Source organism: Paludisphaera soli (assembly GCF_011064595.1).
Taxonomy (GTDB): Bacteria; Planctomycetota; Planctomycetia; order Isosphaerales; family Isosphaeraceae; genus Paludisphaera; species Paludisphaera soli.
Window position 1 is genome coordinate 78,260 of record NZ_JAALJI010000001.1, and the last position, 20,992, is coordinate 99,251.

At 70.9% G+C, this 20,992-nt stretch carries 15 protein-coding genes; 4 read left to right on the forward strand and 11 right to left on the reverse strand.

Annotated features, from left to right (window positions below):
• Positions 1 to 96: 96 nt before the first annotated feature.
• Positions 97 to 1,827: a hypothetical protein gene (locus tag G6O68_RS00295; protein ID WP_165243612.1), complete on the forward strand. Its 1,731-nt coding sequence runs from the start codon at positions 97 to 99 to the stop codon at positions 1,825 to 1,827.
• Here G6O68_RS00295 and G6O68_RS00300 read toward each other — a convergent pair.
• On the reverse strand, positions 1,781 to 2,989 hold the full coding sequence (locus G6O68_RS00300; RefSeq protein ID WP_165243615.1) for a sialidase family protein: 1,209 nt from the start codon (positions 2,987 to 2,989) through the stop codon (positions 1,781 to 1,783). The two genes, G6O68_RS00295 and G6O68_RS00300, sit on opposite strands and share 47 nt — an antisense overlap.
• 95 nt (positions 2,990 to 3,084) lie before the next feature.
• A complete protein-coding gene (locus G6O68_RS00305; RefSeq protein ID WP_206107973.1) occupies positions 3,085 to 3,507 on the reverse strand; it encodes a winged helix-turn-helix transcriptional regulator in 423 nt (140 codons plus the stop codon).
• Positions 3,508 to 3,652: 145 nt separating this feature from the next.
• Between G6O68_RS00305 and wrbA the strand changes: the two genes are divergently transcribed.
• On the forward strand, positions 3,653 to 4,270 hold the full coding sequence (gene wrbA, locus G6O68_RS00310; protein ID WP_165243618.1) for an NAD(P)H:quinone oxidoreductase: 618 nt from the start codon (positions 3,653 to 3,655) through the stop codon (positions 4,268 to 4,270).
• A 225-nt stretch (positions 4,271 to 4,495) separates the two neighbouring features.
• On the opposite strand, the gene G6O68_RS00315 is transcribed toward wrbA, so the two are convergent.
• Both G6O68_RS00315 and G6O68_RS00320 read right to left on the reverse strand, forming a co-directional pair.
• Entirely contained in the window at positions 4,496 to 5,137 is a 642-nt protein-coding gene (locus tag G6O68_RS00315; protein WP_165243621.1) for a hypothetical protein, read from the reverse strand.
• A gap of 312 nt (positions 5,138 to 5,449) precedes the next feature.
• Positions 5,450 to 8,302: a hypothetical protein gene (locus G6O68_RS00320; RefSeq protein ID WP_165243624.1), complete on the reverse strand. Its 2,853-nt coding sequence runs from the start codon at positions 8,300 to 8,302 to the stop codon at positions 5,450 to 5,452.
• A gap of 298 nt (positions 8,303 to 8,600) precedes the next feature.
• Here G6O68_RS00320 and G6O68_RS00325 point away from each other — a divergent pair, with 298 nt between their 5' ends.
• Positions 8,601 to 9,929: a replication-associated recombination protein A gene (locus G6O68_RS00325; RefSeq protein WP_165243626.1), complete on the forward strand. Its 1,329-nt coding sequence runs from the start codon at positions 8,601 to 8,603 to the stop codon at positions 9,927 to 9,929.
• Here G6O68_RS00325 and G6O68_RS00330 read toward each other — a convergent pair.
• Positions 9,923 to 10,969, reverse strand: a complete 1,047-nt coding sequence (locus G6O68_RS00330; RefSeq protein WP_315852126.1) for a DUF1559 family PulG-like putative transporter — start codon at positions 10,967 to 10,969, stop codon at positions 9,923 to 9,925. The two genes, G6O68_RS00325 and G6O68_RS00330, sit on opposite strands and share 7 nt — an antisense overlap.
• A 336-nt stretch (positions 10,970 to 11,305) precedes the next feature.
• On the opposite strand from G6O68_RS00330, the gene G6O68_RS00335 reads away from it, so the two are divergent.
• Positions 11,306 to 12,538 (forward strand): DUF362 domain-containing protein, encoded by a 1,233-nt coding sequence (locus tag G6O68_RS00335; RefSeq protein ID WP_165243628.1) that lies wholly within the window; start codon positions 11,306 to 11,308, stop codon positions 12,536 to 12,538.
• Here the strand turns inward: G6O68_RS00335 and G6O68_RS00340 are convergent.
• Genes G6O68_RS00340 through G6O68_RS00365 form a run of 6 tightly spaced genes read right to left on the reverse strand, consistent with a single transcriptional unit; the run spans position 12,528 to position 20,610 of the window.
• Positions 12,528 to 13,739, reverse strand: a complete 1,212-nt coding sequence (locus G6O68_RS00340; protein WP_165243630.1) for a vWA domain-containing protein — start codon at positions 13,737 to 13,739, stop codon at positions 12,528 to 12,530. The two genes, G6O68_RS00335 and G6O68_RS00340, sit on opposite strands and share 11 nt — an antisense overlap.
• A complete protein-coding gene (locus tag G6O68_RS00345) occupies positions 13,736 to 15,211 on the reverse strand; it encodes an FHA domain-containing protein (protein ID WP_165243632.1) in 1,476 nt (491 codons plus the stop codon). The genes G6O68_RS00340 and G6O68_RS00345 overlap by 4 nt, the downstream gene beginning before the upstream one ends.
• Before the next feature lie 6 nt (positions 15,212 to 15,217).
• Entirely contained in the window at positions 15,218 to 16,126 is a 909-nt protein-coding gene (locus G6O68_RS00350) for an FHA domain-containing protein (protein ID WP_240910876.1), read from the reverse strand.
• Positions 16,123 to 18,210: an Hsp70 family protein gene (locus G6O68_RS00355; protein WP_165243634.1), complete on the reverse strand. Its 2,088-nt coding sequence runs from the start codon at positions 18,208 to 18,210 to the stop codon at positions 16,123 to 16,125. The genes G6O68_RS00350 and G6O68_RS00355 overlap by 4 nt, the downstream gene beginning before the upstream one ends.
• 3 nt (positions 18,211 to 18,213) lie before the next feature.
• On the reverse strand, positions 18,214 to 18,876 hold the full coding sequence (locus tag G6O68_RS00360; protein WP_165243637.1) for a Uma2 family endonuclease: 663 nt from the start codon (positions 18,874 to 18,876) through the stop codon (positions 18,214 to 18,216).
• A 54-nt stretch (positions 18,877 to 18,930) separates the two neighbouring features.
• Positions 18,931 to 20,610, reverse strand: coding sequence for an Hsp70 family protein (locus G6O68_RS00365; protein ID WP_165243639.1), 1,680 nt, complete (start codon positions 20,608 to 20,610; stop codon positions 18,931 to 18,933).
• Positions 20,611 to 20,992: the final 382 nt, after the last annotated feature.

Genomic DNA, 20,992 nt, shown 5'->3' on the forward strand with positions numbered 1-20,992 from the left:
ACCGATCGCCGCGGTTGGGCATCCAAACCTAACAGCACGCATTCAGAAATCAACCCGATTTCGACATGTAACGGCATTTTGCGAGGCAACCTCGAAATGAAGCGTCCGCGATCGTTCCGCGCGTGCCCTGCACTCCAGGCCCTGGAGCCGCGAGGGCTCCTGAACGGCTCCCTCGACGCCACGTTCGGCGGCGACGGCCGCGTCTTGATCGATCTGCCCCCCAGGGAGGACGGCTCGCCGCAGCTGCCCACCGCGTTCGCCGCCGCCATCCAGGCCGACGGCAAGATCCTCGTCGCCGGTGAGGACCTGCACGGGCAGTCCTTCGTCGTCGCCCGCCTGAATACCAACGGCACGCTGGACGCGTCGTTCGGCGTGGGAGGTGCGACCACGATCCCGATCCCCGGCGGTGTGCGCGGAGGGGAGGAGATCCTCGTCCGCGACGACGGCAAGATCTTGATCGTCGGGTCCACCGGGGGATCCACCGAGTCGTTCGCGATCGCGCGCCTGGAACGCGACGGCACCCCCGACGTCACCTTCGACTCCGACGGCGTCGTCGTCGTCGGTGAGACGAGCTCGGTCGGGGGGGCCGCCTTGACGCCGGACGGCGGCATCCTGATCGGGGGCGAGCGGACGCGGTCGATGGGCGCGACGATCCTGGTCCGTCTGTGTGCCGACGGCTCACTCGACCCCTCGTTCGGCGACGGCGGCCGGCTCGGCTCCGATGCCTTGCCCCCGCGAATGCGCGGGATCGACGCCCTGGCGGTCCAGTTCGACGGCGCGATCGTGGTCGCGGCGACGGGCCTCGGGGGGGGCCTCCTGGAATACGCCGAAGGCTATCTGGTCGCCCGGCTGGGGCCCTCGGGTTCGCTCGACACGAGGTTCGGCGTCGCCGGGATGGCAACCATCGACTTCGGCGTGTCGGGCGAAGTGCTCCACGACCTCGCGATCCAGGCGGACGGCAAGATCGTGGTGGCGGGCGAGGCGGGCGAGGGATTCGCGGTCGCCCGCCTCGGCCCGGATGGGACCGCCGACGTCGCATTCGACGGCGACGGCCGGGCGGTGATCGCCTTCGCCGATACGAGCGCCGCGCGGTCGGTGGCGATCGACGCCGACGGCCGAGTGATCCTCGCCGGGTTCGTCAATGCGGCCGGGGTGACGGGTGCCTTCGGCTGGGACTTCGCCGTCGCCCGCCTGACCTCCGCCGGGGCGCTCGACCTCTCGTTCAGTTCGGATGGTCGGGCTACGGTCGATTTCGGCGAGAGCAACGCCCCGCGATCGGACGAGGCCGTCGCCGTGGCGCTTCAGGCCGAGGACGGCAAAATCGTCGTGATGGGCAGCTCGGACGACGTGCCGGGCTTCAGGACCGAGGCCCCATACATGTTCGCGGTCGCGCGACTCAAGGTCGTGGCTGATGGGGTGGACGAGCCTCCTATCGAGCGAGATCCGCCCGAAAAGCCGATACCACGTCCCCGTCCCCGACCCTTCCCCGACCCACGGATCCACTTCTTTTACGGCCTCAGCAAGCGCCGGCGCCCTCACCCGTCCCGGTCCCCCGAACTCCGAGGTTTCCGAGGCGGATACCCCGGGACCTCTCGGCCGGCAGGATCGCGTCGGTTCGGCCGCGGCTCGCGGCCCTCCAGGAGGCTGCGGACGCCGCGGAAGGGGTGGACGCTTCGCCCCGCCTGGCCGCGCGTCCGGCGCGGCTCGGGTCGATGCGATGAGGTCGGTCGACGCCCCGGGCCGCCTCGGCGAGGGCGGCTCGGGGTGTTCGAAGCCGGCTTCAGTCGCCCTGCCGGACCCAGCTCTCGGGGAAGGTGGCGTGCATGATCGTGCTCTTCTTGGCCGTGCCGTTACCGAGGCCGAGGGAGTAGGTGTACGTCGCGTGGATCGCGCCGTCGCGGGCCTGGGTCATCGAGGGGTAGTGGAAAGACGAGCCGGGCTTGTCCAGCTCGACGTGGCGGGTGACGGGCCAGGTGGCGCCCTCGTCGTCGGAGAGGGAGACGGCCAGCGAGTGGCGGCCGCGCGAGAGGTCGTTGTGGATCATCGCCCAGGCCCCGCTCTCCAGGCGGATCGCCTCGATCCCCGCGCCGGGATTGGGGAGGTCGGTGTCGACGACGTCGGTCCACGTCTTCCCCTCGTCGGGTGAGGTGGCCATGCGGATCTTGTTGTGCGGGCCGTTGTCGCGGAAGAAGGCGACGAGGGTCCCGTCGTTCTTCCGCACGACGCTGGGCTGGATCGCGCCGAAGCCCACCGTCGACTCGCCGGTCTGCCAGGTCTTCCCCTGATCGTCGCTGATGGCCATGAGCGACAGGGAGAAGGTGTCGCAGTAGAGCGGCAGGAGCCAGCGGCCCGAGGGAAGCACGATCCCCCGGACCCGGGGCATCCACCCCAGGCGCTGGTAGAGCAGGTCGGACGCCCGCGCGGTGAACGGCTCCAGCTCCTTGGCGTACTTGGTCCGCTCCTCGTCGGTGAGCTTGGCGACCGAGTCGGCGACGGCCTTCTCGAACTTGGCGCCGTCGGGCGTGAGGTGCAGGACGTTCGAGGTCTCCCACGTGATCGGCCCCGGCGGGGCCTGCGAGGGATCGGCCACGGCGTACTTGAGAAGGGCGCTCTCCCAGCGATGGTCGAGGATCGTGGGCCAGAACATCCAGACCCGTCCGTCCGGCGCCGAGAGGAGGGCCGGGTTGCAGTCGGGGTAGTTCGGGGTGTCGGCAGTCTGGAACCGGGGGCTCCAGGCGTCGGCGCCCTTGGGGAGCCAGGCGGCCTGGATCACCACGTCGTCCGCCCGGCGCTCGCCGGTGCCGGAGTACCAGACGGCGAGCATGTCGCCCTTGGGGGTCTCGGTCACGCAGGAGGCGTGGTTGTGCTTCGCCTCGGGCTCGAAGATCGCCCGCTTGACCAGCTCCGGCGGCGCGGCCGACGCGGTCATCGCGCCCAGCGCCCCCGCGATCCAGAGCCATCCGACAGCCTTCGTCGTCGATCGCGTCATCGTCGTCTCGTCCCCGTTTCTGGCCGCGTGAGAGGCGGAGGTGCAACGGCCCCGAGTCTAGCGCGTCGGCGGGGGACGGGCAAGGCGCCGGCGCGTCAGGCCTCCGGGCCCGACGTCGCGGCCTTCCGCCAGTTCTCCTCGACGGCCGCGCCGTGGCGTTGGGCCCATTCGTGCAGCCCGGCCAGGGCCGGCATCAGGGTACGGCCCAGGTCGGTCAGCCGGTACTCGACCCGCGGCGGGACCTCGGCGAAGGCCTCGCGGTGCACCAGTCCCGAGCGTTCCAGCTCGCGGAGCCGCTTGGTCAGCTCCTTCTGGGTGATCGGGGCCGTCTCGCGCTGGAGCCGACGGAACCGGACCGGTCCGCCGTTTCGATGCAGGGCGAACAGGATGTGGATGGTCCACTTGTGGGCTACCAGCTCCATGGCGAACGCCGCCGGGCAGGCCGACGGCGCGGGCCGGCCGAGATCGCCCGCGTGTTCGGGGATGGGGCGGGGGTCGGCCTGGAGCGGGATGGTCATGGCCCTTGGTATCCATTCGGTGCCTACTTGCCAGCGGATACCGAGACTCTAGTCTTGGTGGGGCCCCGAGTGAAGGCCCGCCCGGTCGAGATCCTTCGCGCGGGGGAGCCGCGTCCACGTCGCATGTTCGTTCAAGGAGCCTTTCATGGCGGTCAAGGTGCACATCGTCTTCTACAGCCTCTACACCCACGTCTATCAGCTCGCCCAGGCCGTCGCCGAGGGGGCGAAGGAGGCCGGAGCCGAGGTGACGCTCGCGCAGGTCCCCGAGCTGCTCTCGCCCGAGATCCTGGAGAAGATGGGCGCGACCGAGGCCAAGAAGTCGTTCGCCCACGTCCCCATCGCCGACCCTCAGGCGCTGGCGGAGGCCGACGCCGTGCTCCTCGGCACGCCGACCCGCTTCGGGGCCGCCGCGGCGTCGATGCAGGCCTTCATGGACGCCACCGGCGGCCTCTGGGCGCAGGGGAAGCTCGTCGGGAAGGTCGGCGGGGCCTTCACCTCGACCGCCACCCAGCACGGCGGCCAGGAGACGACGCTCGTCCACATGCACACCTTCTTCTACCATCACGGGATGGTCGTCGCCGGCGTCCCGTACGCCGCCAAGGAGCTGTCGAACCTGGACGAGATCACCGGCGGCACCCCCTACGGGGCCTCGACCATCGCCGGCACCCGCGGCGAGCGCACCCCGACCGCCAACGAACTCGCCATCGCCCGCTACCAGGGCCGCCACACCGCCCAGATCGCCGCCAAGCTCGCGGGGAAGTGACGATCCGAGGGTGCGTGGACGACCGAGCGGGTGGTCGTCCTCGCCATCGGGGGAGGCCGCGGTCGAGGATCCCGTCGGCCGACCGCCCGCTGCGGTTTCGTCCCCAGCGGTGCGACCATCGCGGAAAGGTCTGGGTCGAACAGGCCCGCCTGGACGGGTCGCGATCGAGGATCGGGAGCCGGATGGCCGACCCGGATCCCCGGCCGCAGTCGTCCCGGCGGAACCTCATCTGCAGAAGGCTTCAATCCGGCGATCAAGGGCTTCGGCGAAGCGGTCGGCCTCGTAGCCGGCCACGCGGGGCATGACGAAGAGGGTGGCGGCGACGTTGGCGCGTCGGAAAAAGAGCTTGCCCGAGAGCGTCCACTTGCCGACTTCATTGCCCACGCAGGCCGCGTCGCCGAGGCCTCCAGGATGGGCGTCGGCCTCTCCCGCCGAAATCCTCGCCTCCAGCGCCGGCCAGACGGCCTCGCAGCTCGACACGTCGGCGAACACGGTCACGTCGGCGAAGCAGGACGGCGCGTCCGCCCCGCCCGAGCGGGGGGAGAGGTCGGCCTCGCAAAGCCGCACGATGCGGTGCGATCGCAGCAGGTCGGGCAGGTCCACCCGCGGCTGGCGATGAATCATCGCCAGGGCGCTCAGCCGTTTCATCCGCCACTGCGACACCGGTGCGTCGACCGACTCGACCAACGCGTAATACCGGGCGCGCCAGTCGGCCGCGGGAAGGACTCCCGACATCAGGTCGCGCATCGATCCGTGGCAGATCGGCCGGTCGTCGATCGATTCGATCCCGGCCCTGGCGGCGACCGCAGGGCCGAGCAGGGCCAGGCCTAAGAAGTCGCGACGGCTCAGCTGGTGGAACTCGTTCATGGGATTCGGGCTCCTCCGTCGGGCGCGCTACTCGATACGGAAGACCCGTCTCGGGGCCGAGCGGTTCACACTCCGGCGAAACCCAACGGGCGACCGGTGCCGCGCCCTCGATGCATTCCAGACTTTCTTCATCGCGAATCGACGACCGAGGTGACGAGTTGCGGCTCATTCCTTCGGCTTCCCGGCCGACGCTCGTCGCGCGAGGCCGATGACCCACCGCATGCGCCGATTCGAGGCTTTCGATAGCGGCGAGGCTGGGGAATGAGGAGGTCGGCGCGGCCGGAAGCCGACCGCGGACGACCCAAGCTCTCGCTATCTTCGCACGCCCGGCGAGGCCCCGGAGGCAGGGCGGGCGTCGGCGCGGGGGAGGTCGGAGGACTTGTCCTGCGTCGGCCGCCCGTTCACGTCGGCGGCGCGGATGAGCAGCGAGGGGCCGGGGTGGCGGCCGGGGGGGGCGTCGAGCGTGTTGCGCGCGGCGGTCACCCGCAGCTCCTTCGGGTCGCGCGAGTGGGGCTCGCCGACGACGACCCCCACCAGCGGGCGGTCGCCGGGCTTGCCGGCCGTCCGCGAGGCGGCGATCCGTCGCAGGAACGGCTCGGTCCAGCGGACGACGTTCTCCTCGACGATCGCCGACATGTACACGCGGCCCGCATTGAAGCGGATGTGCTTGGGCTCGTGGGCCACGAACAGGCTCAGGCTTTCGCGGACGTCCTCGAACGTGTTCCCCCGGATGACCATCTCCATCGCCGGGCAGTGGGACCAGCCCCAGTGGACGGGCTCCTCCGACGCGCACGCCTCGGCCTTCAACCCCTGCGCGCCGCCGAGGAAGTGGTTCTTCTCGACCACTGTGCCGAACTGGTTCCCCGGCAGGATCAGGCTGTAGGACGTGGAACTGCCGCGGATGTCGACCGTGTTGTTCGCGAACCGGAGTCCGTGCAGGCCGTCGACGATGGAGACGTGGCCGGTCTCCTTCGGGAGCGGGGCGTCGAGCACGATCGTCGTCTGGTCGATCGGCTGCGAGACCCGGCGGTACGTCCCCGCAGCCGGGCCGGTGAGGATCGCCACGAACTGGCCGGCGTGGATCGTCTCGCCCTGACGCTCGCCGATGCGGATCAGGAGGCCGTCGGGCGAGACGGCGCGCACCGCGCCTTCGTAGCCGATCCGGTAGGACTCCGACAGCATGATCTCGGGCGAATTCACGCGCGGCACGCCGTCGTCGTCCATCTCGCCGGCGCCCTCGACGACGTTGTCCTCCACCACCGCGTTCCGCGCCATGTGCGTCAGCACGAGGAACCGCCAGAGCTTGCCCGATGGCTCCGCCTTGACCCGATTCCCCCGGACGACCACGTCGTTGACGTAGTGCCCGGCGATCGCCGCCGAGGAGGTCGTCTTCGCCGAGGCGCCTCGGAACGTGTTGTCGACGAACCTCCAGGGGCCGTTGAAGAACTCGATCGGCCCGCCGAGCAGCCTGTTCCCCTCGACGCGGCCGCCGTTGGCGTTGGTGAATCGCATCAGCTTCACCGCGTCGGTCCACTTGCTCGGGTCGGCTGAGGCCGGCCCCTCGATGTCCAGCTTCGAGATCACGATCCCCGTCTTCCGCCCCCAGGGGTCCGGGTCGCGGGTGTCGCTGGTGCCGATGACGGCCGGGCCGTAGCCGACCTGCTCGTCCCAGCGGAAGGGCCCCTCGAAGCGGATCGCGAAGCCTTCGAGCGTCGTCCGGCCCTTGTGGATCTTCACGGCCGCCGTCCACGGCTCCGCGCCGGGGGGCTGCGAGAAGACGAGCGTCGCGCCGGGCTCTGCCGTCAGGACGACGGGCTTGTTCAGCGTCAGCGTCCGGGTGAGGCGATACGTCCCGGCGGCGAGCTTCACGGTCCCGCCCTGATCGACGAGCTTCTGGAGGTCGTCGCCGGGTTTCGCCTGGCGGCGGGCCGCGTCCGGGGCGGGCAGGCGCTTGTCCGTGTCGCACGGGCCGCCGGGAAAGCGCGCGAAGGTCGACCGGCCGTCGCGGCCGATCAGGCGGAGGGTGAACGTGGCGTCGGTCTCGTCGCGATAGGGGGGGAAGAACAGGTCGAACGTCCCCGCGCCGGTGCCGGGCCGGACGGCGAGCGCCTCGGCCCCGTTCCACTCGGGCGACGACTTCAGGGCGTCGAAGCCGGGCGACTGGTAGATCCACGAGCCCCGCGACGAGTCGGTGAGCACCGCGCCCGCGAGGTCGCGAGGGGCGTCGAGCCCCGCGAGGGCGACGTGGACATCGCCGGGCCCCACGGCGTCGCCGCCGTCCTGCCCCAGCCATTTCGCCTTCGCCTCGACCAAACGCACGGCCGGTGCCGGGAGGTCGGGCATCTTCTTCTTCGGGTCGATCCGGCCGGCGGCGACCGTCGCGCGGTCTCCGGTGTCGTTCTCGTAGAGGATGCGGATCGCGAGCGACTTGCCCGCCAGGTCGCGGGCGGGCTGGAAGAACAGGTCGCCTTCGCCGGGCTTCGCGGGGTCCATGCGGAACTCGCAAGCGGGGAGCATCTCCGGGTTGACGTGGCTCTCCCACTTCGCGCCGTCGGGGCCGTCGATGCGGACGGCCTTGATCTTCACGGCCTTGGAGACGCCGGTCAGGCGGATGCGGACGTCCTGCAACCCGTCGGGGCCGATGCTCGGCCCGGGGCCCACGGCGTCGCGGCCGTCCTGCCCCATCCAGACGACCTTCATCGCCGCGGCGGCCGTGCGGAGGCCGGGGTCGACCTGGCGGCCCTGGATCGCGAGCTTATGCTCGCGGCCGTCGTCGTAACGGATCGTCATCTCATACTTGCGCGCGGCCCGGTACGCCGAGGGCTCGATGTAGAGGTCGGCCCGGGGCGACCCCTTCTCGCGGACGAGCGCGGCCTTCCACGAGAACGAATCGGCGTTGTACTGCCACTGGTTGTGCTCGCCGCCCACGGCCAGCAGGTCGACGAACGTCACCTCGCGGCGGGGGTCCAGCCCGGCGATCGCGATGTGCACGTCCTGCACGTCGCTCGGCTCGACGCGGTTGTGCGGGCCGACGAAGTCCTTGCCGTCCTGGCCGACCCAGCGGACGGCCGGTGTGCCCCTCCCCGCGACCTGCCCGACCGCCTCGCCCGCCAGCAGCCCCAGCCCCAGGACGATCGTCCCGCCCGCCGCGCGCAGCACGTCCATGCGTCGACCTCCCCGTGTCGGGAACGCCCTCCACCCTCGCCACGACCTTCTCGGGAGCTTACCAGGCATCGAGATGCGCGCGAACCCTCCGCGCGAGTTCGCCCCCCGGGTGCAGCCCCCGGAATATAGGTCGAGTCGGAATCTCATGGACTTGAATCGATCGACCGACGCCGCACGTCGCGACAGCGGGTCGCGCCTCTCAGGATAGGTCCGACAGGGAGCCGTCGCGGGCGCCCCGTGCTACAATGGACGGTTGGAGAGGGGCGGCGGGTGGAACGCTGGCGAAGGGTGAGACTTCATGCGTCGCGAATCGACGGGCTCCTTGTTCGGGGGATCGGACGAGCCGGAATGGTCCGAGGAATCGGACCTCGGCGCGGCCGCCGACGCCCCGCTGGCGGAGCGGATGCGGCCCAGGTCGCTGGAAGAGTACGTCGGCCAGGAGCACCTCGTCGGCGAGGGGCGGCTGATCCGTCGGCTGGTCCAGGGGGGCGGGCCGCTCCCGTCCTTGATCTTCTGGGGAGGCCCGGGCGCGGGGAAGACGACGCTCGCCAGGCTGGTCGCCGGGCCTAGCGGCGCGCGGTTCGTGCAACTCTCGGCCGTGCTCTCGGGCGTCAAGGAGCTGCGCGAGGCCGTCGCCGAGGCCCGCGCCCGACGGTCGCGGGGCGTGCGGACCGTGCTCTTCATCGACGAGATCCATCGCTACAACAAGGGCCAGCAGGACGCGCTCCTGCAGGCGGTCGAGGACGGGACCGTCATCCTGATCGGCGCGACCACCGAGAACCCCTCGTTCGAGGTCAATTCGGCTCTGCTCTCCCGCTCGCGGGTCCTGACGCTGAACCCGCTCACCGCCGACGACGTGGCGACGATCCTCCGCCGCGCGCTGGCCGACCCCGATCGCGGCCTCGGCGGCCTCCACGCCACGGTCGACGACGCCGAGATCGGCCGCCTGGCGAAGGCCGCGGCCGGCGACGCCCGGGTCGCCTTGACCGCCCTGGAGACGGCCGTCCTGGCGACGCCCCCCGCCGCCAACGGCTCGCGCCAGGTCGACGCCGAGACGCTCGTCGAGGCCCTCGGCCGCGCCCGATACGCCTACGACAAGGGGGGCGAGGACCACTACAACCTGGCCTCGGCCCTCATCAAGAGCCTGCGCAACTCCGACGCCGACGCCGCCCTGTACTGGCTGGCGCGGCTCATCGAGGGGGGGGCCGATCCGGTCTTCATCGCCCGCCGGCTCTGCATCCTGGCCTCCGAGGACGTGGGCCTGGCCGACCCCCAGGCGATCGTCCAGGCCTCGGCCGCGGCGCAGATCGTCCAGATGATCGGTCTGCCGGAAGGGCTTTATCCGCTCAGCCAGGCGACGATCTACCTGGCGAACGCCCCCAAGTCCAACGCGATCAAGCGAGCCTATTTCGCCGCCGCGGCCGACGCCGCCGCCACCGCTCGCGAGCCCGTGCCGCTCCACCTGCGCAACGCCGTCACGTCGCTGATGAAAGCGTCGGGCTACGGCCAGGGCTATCGCTACGTCCACGACGACCCGGCCGCGAAGGGCGAGATGGCCTGCCTTCCCGAGGCGCTGGCCGGCCGGGTCTACTTCGATCGCGACGACTCTCCGGGTCGGCGTCAGTAGGCGTCGGATCCGACGATCTCGCCGTCCGCCACCGAGCCGAGCGCCCTCCAGGTCGGCCCGGCGATGCCGTCCTTGATGAAACGGACGCTGCCGTCGGCGATCAGGGCGTTGACCCCGCCGGGGTGATGGCTCCTGGCGGTGATGGCGGCGAAGGTCGGCCCCCCCATCTTCTCGCGCTGGCCGGTGATGTCGAGGTCGAGCGGCTGGCCCGCGGGGGAAGAACCGACCGACCGCTTGTTCGGCGTCCAGGCGGTCGTGAACCCCGTGTGGTGGGCCTGGCCGTCGGACCATTCGGAGTGGCCGGTCTTGAACTCGCAGCGGCCCCCCGCGTATTCCGGCGCGACGTCCAGCGGCGAGCGCTCGGCGCCGGGGATGTTCGACGGGTCGTTCACGTTCGCGAGGCCGCCGCAGTCCCGGTAGAGGGGCTGCTTGGCCTTGCCCTCGGAGGCGAACAGGGTGTTGCTCAGGCCGTCGACGAAATCGCCCAGGCGTCGGCTCCGGTTCGGGCCGAAGGCGCAGCGGTTCTGGGGCCCGCCGAAGCCCCCCCACACGAACCAGTCGCCCATGCAGAAGCCGTAATTCGTGACGTTGGAGATTCCCACGTTCGCGGCGGCCGGGCGCGGGTCGGGCTCGCTCGGGCAGAGGAACGCGGCGATGCTCAGCGAGGCGACCGTGATGTTCTGCGGGCTCTCTCCCGAATGGTTGAAATTGATGGCGTGGAACGTCGAGCCCCCTTCCATGAACGGTAGGACGCGGCCGTGGACGCTCCAGCCGATCCAGGTGCTCACGATGTTGCCCTTACCGCTCAGGACCCCCGAGGGGGGCAGCGCGCCCGCCACGCCTTCGTAGTTGTGCAGCCCAAGGCCGATCTGCTTCAGGTTGTTCGTGCACTGGATGCGGCGGGCGGCCTCGCGTGCGGCCTGGACGGCGGGGAGGAACAGGGCGATCAGGACCGCGATGATGGCGATCACCACCAGCAGCTCGATCAGGGTGAAGCCCGCGCGGGGCGCGCGACGGCCGATGCGGTGAAGGTTGCTCAGCGGAGGGTCCTCGGGCTGGAGGGCGGCGGGTGTTTTCCGGGGGCCTCCAGGATAACGCCACGTCCTCGGGCTTCTATGAATCAGCGAGGAAACCCGCGGGAAACTTCGGGGAAGGGCCCGCCCTCGAGGCCCGCCTCGGAACCGGGCCGGAATTTCTGATGGACCGGGGCCGATCGGTCGACATATCCTGGATCGCGTGGACCGTGACGGGCCGGATCGGCCGGCGGCGGTCGCGCGTCTCGGACGGCCGGATCTCAGGATGGACGCGGCGAGGGCCTTCGCCCTCGCGCCCCGGCGCAACTCCCGAACGACCCTCACACGAAGGACGAGAGCCTGATGAGCGATCGCTATCCTTGCGGCACCTTGAAGCGTCGTGGGTTCCTGGGCGCGGCGGCCGCGGCGGTCGGGGCCGCCTCGATGGGCGGGAGGTCGGCCCGCGGCGACGAGGCCGCGGCCGTCGCCGGCGCGACGATCCACGGCCCGAAGGCCGAGAAGAGCAAGTTCGACCTGCCGGGCCTCTATCCCGGCCGCGTGGTCGAGGTCAAGAACCCGGCCATGATCCGCGAGGGCAAGAAGGACCGCGAGGCCATCAAGGCGAGCCTGGACAAGGGCCTGACCTCGCTGACCGGCGCCGACGACGCCGTCGAGGCGTGGAAGACCTTCTTCGAGCCCGGCGACGTCGTCGGCATCAAGGTCGTCCCCAACGGCTACCCCCACGCCTTCTCCTCGCACGAGCTGGTGCTGGAGACGATCGAGGGCCTCAAGGCGGCCGGCGTGAAGCCCCGCGACATCTTCGTCTACGAGCGATTCCGCTCCGAGATGCTGGACGCCAAATACGATAAGATCCTGCCGGACGGCATCCGCTGGGGGGGCCTGACGGCCACCGGGGCCCCCCAGATCGCCATGGAGTTCGAAGGGTTCAAGGACGACCCGATCGCCGGCTACGATCGCGACGCGTTCATCCAGATGGACCTCGTCCACTACGGCGAGGACCCGAAGGACGACAGGCAGTACCGCTCCCACCTGGGCAAGCTGCTGACCAAGGTCGTCAACAAGGTCGTCGCGATCCCCTGCCTGAAGGACCACCGCTCGGCGGGCGTCACCGGCGCCTTGAAGAACATCAGCCACGGCTCCGTGAACAACGTGGCGCGGTCGCACGCCAACCACTTCACCAACACCTGCAACCAGTTTATCCCCCAGGTGGTCAGCCACCCCGTCCTCAAGTCCAAGTTCGTCCTCCAGATCATGGACGGCGTGCGCGGGGTGTTCCACGGCGGGCCCACCTCGGTGCAGAACGGCCGCTGGACCTGGGACAACAACGCCCTGCTCTTCGCCACCGACGCGGTCGCCCTGGACCGCGTGGAGTGGCAGCTCATCGACGCCAAGCGGAAGGCGGAGAACCTCCCGCCGGTCGCCGCCTCGGGCAAGACGGCCCTCGACCCGACCGGCATCGAGGGCTTCGACGTCCGCCAGCCGCAGCACATCGCCCTGGCGGCGACGCTCGGCCTGGGCGCCTACCTCTTCGAAGGCAAGGGCGCGCTGATCCGTCACGACGTGATCACGATCTGATCGGAGACGATCCCGGATCCGAACGCCTCAGCCGCGCCGGCAGGAACGCCAGCGCGGCGAGGCCCGCGGCCAGCGCCAGGAACAGGGGCGACCAGCCCGCCGCCGGCACGACCATGCCGGGGATGAAGACGGCCGTCTCTCCGGCCTGGCGGCTCCCCCGGTGGAACACCCGCACCGGGCGGAGCGTCCCGTCCGGGATCCGCCGATCGCTCTGGTAGACGAGCGAGTACCCCGCGCCGAGGCGCTCGGCGATCGCCTCGTATACCTTCCGCAGCTCGTCGGCCCGGCGCGAGGGGTAGTACTCCCCGCGCGTGGCCTTCGCCAGTTGCTCCAGCTCGCGTCCGGCGATGGCCCGCTCGTCACCCAGGCCCAGCGTGTAGATCGGCAGGCCGAGCCGATTCGCCGCGTCGGCGTTCTCGTCGAGCGTGGTCGCGCTCGACGTGTCCTGTCCGTCCGTCAGCGCGATCACAACGCGACGGCCCGACTGCTCCGCGAGCAGCTCCAACGCCAGGGCGACGGCGTCGTGGAACCGCGTCGGGCCGTCGGCGAACAGGTCGTCGACCGCCCGGCGGATCTTCTCGCGGTCGGTCGTGAAGGGGCGGATCAGCTCCACCTGGCCGCTGAACGCCACCACGGCCACCTTGGACCCTTGCGGCATCTTCTCGACGAACCGCGCGACGGCGGCCTTGAGCGAGGCCAGCCGCGCCTCCTCGTTCATGCTGCCGCTGCGGTCGACGACCAGGACGATCGTCGTCGCCACCTCCTCGGTCGACAGCGGCGCCTGGAACTCCAGGATCGGCCGCTCCTGGCCCTCCTCGGTCACCCAGAACTCGTCCCGCTTCGCATCGCGGACGAACGTCCCGTCCGGCCGGCGCAGCTCGAACTGCACCCCGATGCGCGGGAAGTCGTCCTGGCTCGCCCCGGTCACGACCACCGAGAGGTCGTCGGCGGCTTTCGGCTCGGCTTCCTGCGCGCGGGCGAGGCTCAGGCACGAGAGCGCGAACACGAGCGCCGCGACCAGAGCGAAACTCCGTTCTCCCCTCGTGGGATAGGGTGGCCGAAGGCCGGATGAGGGGGGCACCTCGAAAGGCCGTTGCTGCTCCGAGAAGTCCGCCTTGCTGGTCCCCCTCATCCGCCCCTTCGGGGCACCTTCCCCCACCAGGAGGGAAGGGAAATTCAACACGGCCCGACCGTGGCTCATGGCTGCTCCTTCCGACTCGGCGGGAACGCGAGGTAGGAGACGCCCGCCAGAGCGAGTCCCAGCGCCAGGGCCGCGAACGTCGGCGAGCCGAAGACGGGCTCGACGCTGCGGACGGTCGCGAAGACCAGGGACGACGACAGGACGCCGACGACCGCGCCGGCGAAGGCCGAGGCGATCGCGTCGAGGACGCCCCCGCGCGAGCCCACGGCCCAGCCGACGACCCCCCCGGCCAGCGCCGGCATCGCCGAGGCGCCGAGGAGCCGCGGATCGCCCCCGCTCGCGAGGTAGGGGAGTCGATTCCCCAGCGCGATAAGGCCCCGGAGGATCAACACCGCCAGGGGAAACGTCCAGAGCCGTCGGGCGAGCGAAAGCCCCTCCAGCCGCTCTCCGAGCGAGTCCGCCGGGGACCAGCCCGGCCCGGCGACGGCCGCGTCGGGGCCCTGGGGGATCGTCTCGACCCGGGGCCGTTCGACCCGCACGGCCACGCGCCGGGTCTTCCCGCCGGCGGAGACGACGATCGCGCCGAGCGTGACGTCGAAGGCGTTCTCGGGGGGCTCGATCTCGACGACGACCTCGGTCTCGTCGATCGTCAGGATGACCTTGCCTCGCTGTTGCGGTGCCAGGCGGATCGCGTCGGGCATGCCGACGGCGGGCTCGATCGCGACGGTCGGCCGCAGGATCCGGTAGCCGACGTTGGCGATCCGGAACGACCGCCGCGTCACGCCGCCGACGGCCGACACGGGAACGACCAGGGAGTCGGGATGGACGTCCAACTCGGGCGCGGACGATCGCGAGGTCGGCAGTCGGCCCAGCCAGTCGTCGAGCGTCTCGTCGGCCGTCCAGCCCGGTTCGCGGCGCGGCAGGAGGTCGTCCCTCCCCGTGCGACGGAGGTGCTCGCCCAGGCGGCCTGAGGCCAGCTCGTCGCGGATCATCGCCCAGCGCTGGGACGAGAGCGTCAGGAAGTCGTCCCAGGAGCGCGACGCCGATCCGTCGGGGAAGGTGTACGGGGCGGCGAGGGGGGCCGTGCGCGAGGCCGGCGGCCTGGCCGTCGACGGGGTGGCTTTCGCCGGCCCTTTTGGCTCGACCGCCGCGGGCCGCGCCGGCTTCTCGGATTCGGGCTTGCTCGCCTGTTCACGCCTGACGACGAGCTGGACCGAGCCGACCTGGACGACGTCGCCGGGGAGGAGCGCCCGCTCTTGGCCGGTGAACAGCCGCTGGCGGTTGACGAACGTCCCGCCGGGGCTGTCGAGGTCGCGAATCGCCAGGCCGTCGCTCTCGCGCCGGAGGGCGGCCTGACGCTCGGCCATCCGACGCGGGGATTCGCCCTCCTGGTCGGCGAGGCTGAGATGGCCGGGGGCCCAGGGGCCGTTGCCGATCGTGGTCTCGTCGCGTTCGAGCGCGTAGCGCCGACCGGGCTCGCGGCCTTTGGCGATCTCCAGGCTCCATCGGGTCTTGGCAGCGGTCGTGGGCATGGTTCCTTATCGCCGTCGAAAGATCAGGGAGGTCTTCCCCAGCTCGATCCGGTCGCCGTCGCCCAATCGGCGGTCGCCGGCGCAGGGGGCCCCGTTGACGCGGGTCGCGCCCGAACGCGAGAGGTTGCGAAGGACGTAGCCGTCGCCCGAGCGGACGATCTCGGCGTGGGCCCGCTCGACGGCCGGGTCGCCGAAGATCCCCACGTCGGCCTTCTCGTCGAGCCCCAGCCGGCAGGTCGGACGGGCCAGGAGGTAGATCCGCCCCTCCTGCCGGCCGCTGGCGACCTGGACCCAGGCCCGCCGAAGGGCCTGCTCGACCAGGGCCAGGAACAGCCCCAGCCCGCCGCCGAGGATCACCACGCCGAGCGCCTGGCTGAGGTCGTAGCGGTTCCCCAGCGCGATGCGGAGGGCCTCGAAGCAGAGCCCGCCGATGAAGCCGCCGAGCCCGCCGCCGATCAGCCCGAACGTCAGCCGCTGGAACGAACGGTCGGCGATCCCCTGCCCCAGCCCGATCCCCAGGCCCAGCACCGTCCACGACGCCGCCCGCCCCAGCAACCCCCCCTGGAAGGCGCCGATGACGAACTCGCCGAGCACCAGGCCGACGGCCCCGCCGACCGCCGAGGCCGGCGTGGCCCTCGCCGCGGCGCGGGCCATCCGTCGCCACGATCCGTCGCGCAGCGGGCCCCAGGCGTTGAGGAAGAAGCCGATCGCGCCGCCGAGGATCGCGCCGGCCCAGGCGTCGCGGACGTAGACCGATTTCGCCTCCACCGTCTCGACGTAGAGGTAGAGCCCGAACAGCCCGCCGAGCGCGCCCGCCAGCGCCAGGTCGTAAGCCTGCCGGGCGCTCGCCCCGATCCGGCCGGTCCGGGCGGCCTCGGCCATGACGTGCGCCTTCGCGGTCGATGCGGCGCTCATCGGCTCAGGACCCTCAAGGAGCGGCCCCCCTCGGCGATCACGCGGGCGATGTGGCCGAAGGTCTGCACCAGCTCGCCCCCCTTGACGAAGATCGACGCGGCCTCGCTGCTGGCGAGCCGGCTCAGGTACTCGCGATCGGCCGAGCCCATGCCGATCGCCACGACCTCGATCCCCTGCGCCCGAGCGGCCTCGGCCTGCTCCACCGCGCTCTCGGCGGCGTCGGGATAGCCGTCGGTCAGCAGGACGATATAGCGACGGGCGTCGTCGGCCACCAGTTCGCCTCGGGCCAGCTCCAGGGCGTCCGAGAGGTTCGTGCTCCCCTCGGCCTCCAGGCGGTGGATCGCCGCGTGCACGCGTCGGACGTTGCTGGTCGCGGGGGCCTGCAGGGCCACGATCGTCGCGAACGAGATCAGGCCGACCTCCATCGTGGTGAAGTCGCAGCGGTCGAGGAACTCGCGCGCCGCGTTCTGGGCCTCGATCAGCGGGTCGCCCATCATGCTGGACGAGCAGTCGACCAGCAGCATGACGCGGATCTTGCCGCCGATCGAGTCCTCCGCGACGGTCCGCGGCGGGCCGGCGAGCCACGACAAATCGTCCGGCACGGGCTCGACGGTCATCGACAATCGGTGCCCGCTGTCGCGCTGGGTGGCGCGGACCTGGACCACGCCGTCGGCGTCGTACGAGAGGCCGACGTCCACCGCGACCTCGGCGTCGGTCGCGGCGATGCCGTGGAAGACGTACTTGCCGAGGATCGTGCAGTCGAGCGGCGCGGCGCTCTCGCCCTGGGTCAGGTAGACTTCCAGCTTCGCGTTCTCGCCGCCATGGGTCGCATGCAGATAAGTGCGCACGTCTTCGGCGGGGATCGCCAGGTTGCGGCGGATGACGACGTCGTTGACGTAGGCCGAGCCGTCGGCCGAGACGGCGACGACGCCCAGGCTGTGCGACATCACGTCGATCACGCGGCGGGCCGGCGGGGGGCTCGCGCCCATGCCGAGCGTGAACTTCGGCAGGGCGTCGCCGATGGTCTCGCCGGCCTCCATCGCCGCCTGGACGGCCGCGCCCAGGGCGACGACCTCGTCGACGTTCACGCCGGTCCGGGGGGCCTTGCCGGCCATCTTCGCGACGTACGTCCGCACCATCGGCATGCGGGTGGAGCCGCCGACGAGCAGGACGCCGTCGAGCCGGTGCCACGAGAGGCCGGCCTCGCCGAGCGCCTCCTCGGTGAGCCTCCGCGTGCGGTCCATGAGCGGCGCGGTCATGGCCTCGAACTCGTCGCGGGTGACCTCGAACGTCTTCCGCTCGGCGCCGAGCTGGAGGGTCACGCGGGCGGCGCTCCGCTCCGAGAGGGTCCATTTCGCCTGCTCGCTGCGGATGAGGACCTCGTTCAGGGCGACGGGGTCGTCGAGCGGGTCGAAGCCGGTCTCGTCGGCGAACTTCTCGGCCAGGAACGTGGCGATGCGGTCGTCCCAGTTCTTGCCGCCCAGGTCGTGGTCGCCGGCCGTGGCGAGCACGGCCACGTCCGCCGGCGTGATCCGCGCGACGGTGACGTCGAACGTGCCGCCGCCGAGGTCGTAGATCAGGACCGTCTCGTCCCCGTCCTGGGAGCGGTTGAGGCCGTATGCGAGGCTCGCGGCGGTCGGCTCGTTGACGATCCGCATGACGCGGAGCCCGGCCGCCTCGCCGGCGGCGATCGTCGCCTTGCGCTGGGCGTCGCCGAAGTAGGCCGGCACGGTGATCACCGCGCGGTCGACCTCCTCGCCCATCGCGGCCTCGGCGTCCTCCTTCAGCCTCTTGAGGACCAGGGCGGAGAGGTCGGCGGCCGAGTAGGGCTTGCCGTGGAATTCCAGCTGATACAGCGGGCTCCCCATGTGGGGCTTGAAGAAGCTGGCGATCTCGGAGTCGCCCAGCCGGGCCCACTCCTTCGCCTCCTGCCCCACCGCCGGCGGGTCGACGCCGAAGTAGATCACCGACGGCGTGATGTTCGCCCCCTCGCGGTTCGCGACCACCTCCGGCCGCCCGTACGCGTTCCGCCGCGCCACGACCGAGTTCGTCGTCCCCAGGTCGATCCCCACGAACGCGGCCATCGATCAGCCCTCCTCGGGGTGCTGGACGTTCTCGCGAAGCCAGGACCGGAAGTCGAGCGTCCAGGCCGTGTCGTTGCCCAGCATATGCCTCTGGAGGAAACGCGGGATCTCAGCGAGAGGCGCGAGCGGGAGAGCGAGACTCGCATCGACGGCCTGATAAGATTCGCCGACCAGCCGGAGGACCTGAAGACGCTCGCCGTCGAACCGCCAGATTTCGGGGATCTTCAGACCGGCGTAAACGCCTATGCGAAGGGACGAATCGCTCGTGACGTCGATCTCGACCGCGAGGTCGAGGGGCGGATCGACGTCCAGGTCGACGCGCGACCAGTCGGCGACCTTGCCGGCGTTTCCGAAGTAGTAGCATTGATCCGGTTCCAGCCCGCGCCGGGCGTCCTCGCGACGGAGCGTCGTCGAGCCCATCGCGACGACCCGCACGCCCCACTCCATAGTCATGACATCGATCATCCTTCCGATGAGCATTTTGTAACGTTCATGGATCGAGAGCGGCGTCATGAGTTCGAGCGTCCCGCGGTCGAAGGTGATGCGAAGCCGTCGATCGGCGAAAAGCTCCAGGAGCGATGCGTACTGCTCCCAGGAGACGCCTCCCAGGACGAGCCGGCCGCCGTCCTCCCGCGATCGTGAGCCGGCATCCGTTTTTCGAGCCACCGTGGACATGATCGTCGCCCCCATCGCCCCCATCGCCCCCGACGCCGTCGGTCGTCACGACACCGTCAGCAGCCGCAGGGCCGTGGAGCGTTCCTCGACGGCTTCGGAGTCGGAGACGGCCTCGGTCTGGAAGTCGACCTCGATGGCGCCGCCGGCGGTGAGGTCGACGGCCGAGACGTTCAGGCGGCCGTCGCGGGTGATGGTGAACTTGACGCGGATCGGGCTGTGGGCTGGGAGCCGCTCGGGGAGGTTCAGGGTCGCCACGCCGACCTCCTGGCAGTCGGCCGGCTCCGGGCTGTCGCGCTCGCCGGACATCACGCGGATGTCGACGGCCGCCTGGTTGTCGGCGTCGGTGCCGAAGTCGGTCGAGCGTTCGAAGGGGACCTCGGTGTTGCGCGGGAGGAGATAGACGACGACCTCCTTGCGCGCGTCGTCGAGCGCGACGACGCCCAGGCTCTTGGACAGCACGTTGACGATCTTCGTGCCGACCAGCTCGCGGACCGGGCCGGTGAGCGTGAAGCCGAGTTGGCGTTCCAGGCGGTCGAGGGCCTCGGCCACCTCCGCCTCCGGCACCTCGGCCAGGTCGATCGGGGCCCGGTCGTCGTCGGCCGATCCGCCCGCCCCGGCGTCGGCGGCGAGGATCCCCTGCACCCCCTGCTGGAGCGACTCCTTCAGCCCGTAGAGCGCCGCGCCCTTGGCGACGGCCTCGTCGGGGTCGTAGGTCTCGGGCTCGACGTTGAACTCGGCGACGATCCGGTCGCGGACCTGGGGCATGCGGGTGGCGCCGCCGACGAGGATGATCTTGTCGAAGGCCGCGGAGCCCTTGGCGCGGGCGTCCTCCAGCATCTCGCGGGTCAGCTCGATCGTGCGGTCGAGCAGGTGCTTCGTGACCTCCTCGAACTTCGCCCGGTCCAGCTCGACGCGGGCCTGCTTGCCGGCGTGGGTCACGCGGAACGGGGCCTTGTCGCGCTGGGAGAGGGTCTTCTTGCCGCGCTCGGCCTGGAGGGTCAGGTCGTTGAGGACCTCGGGGTCGTCGAGCGGGTCGGACTCCTCGCCGGTCTGCTCGCGGAACTGCTCGGCCAGGTACATGACCACGGCCTCGTCCCAGAGCGCGCCGCCCAGGCGGTGGTCGCCGCCGGTGCAGACGACGCGGATCAGCCGGTCCTTGATCTCGATCATGGTGACGTCGAACGTGCCGCCCCCCAGGTCGTAGACGAGCACCGTCTGGTCCGACGCCTGCTCCAGCCCGTAGGCGATCGCGGCGGCGGTGGGCTCGTTCAAAACGGCGCGGACGTTCAGTCCGGCGAGGCGGCCGGCGTTGGCGGTGGCCTCGCGCTCGGGGGTGCCGAAGTAGGCCGGGCAGGTGATGACGACGTCGGTAATCGGCTCGCCCAGGGCGACCTCGGCGTCGCCGACGACCTTGCGGAGGATGAACGACGAGACGTCCTCGGCGTTGTAGGTCTTCCCCTCGCTCTCGAAGACGAAATTGGGGTCGCCCATGTGCTGCTTCACCCGCGCGACGACCCGGTGGGGCTCCACCTTGGCCGACTCCTTGGCCGTGTCGCCCACGATCACCGACTCGCCGTCGAACAGGACGACGGAGGGGGTGATCCGCTCGCTCTCCTGGTTCGGCACCACGACCGCCTTGCCGTGCTCGTCGACGTACGAGATGACCGAATAGGTCGTCCCCAGGTCGATCCCGAAGACGCGCTTCAAACCCTCGGCCTGAGACATGGCTGGCGCTCCGCGTGGGAATCCGGATGGGTCGGCGATCGAGCGAGGTGCGACGTCGCGTCGGCGGAAGGGCGACGAGCCGCGCCGGCGGCGTCCGCCCGTCGTGGTCTTCGCCCCCGTCGCGCGATTCTTCTGGGACGACTCCTTATTATTAAGTTCGCGGGGACCCGTTGGAAGCGCCCGGAGATCCACCGAGCCGGATCGGCGGGGCCCGCCAGGTCTCGCCAGGCGATCGGGGGCCTGGCGACGTCCGGCGATCGGTACTGGACGCCCGACGGGGGAATCCCTACCCTAGAGGGGGCGTTGGATCGCGCCCGTCGCGGAGGCCGCGTCCGGAGAACCCCGGCGACCCGTCCTGGACCGGGTTTCGCTCAATTAAGCG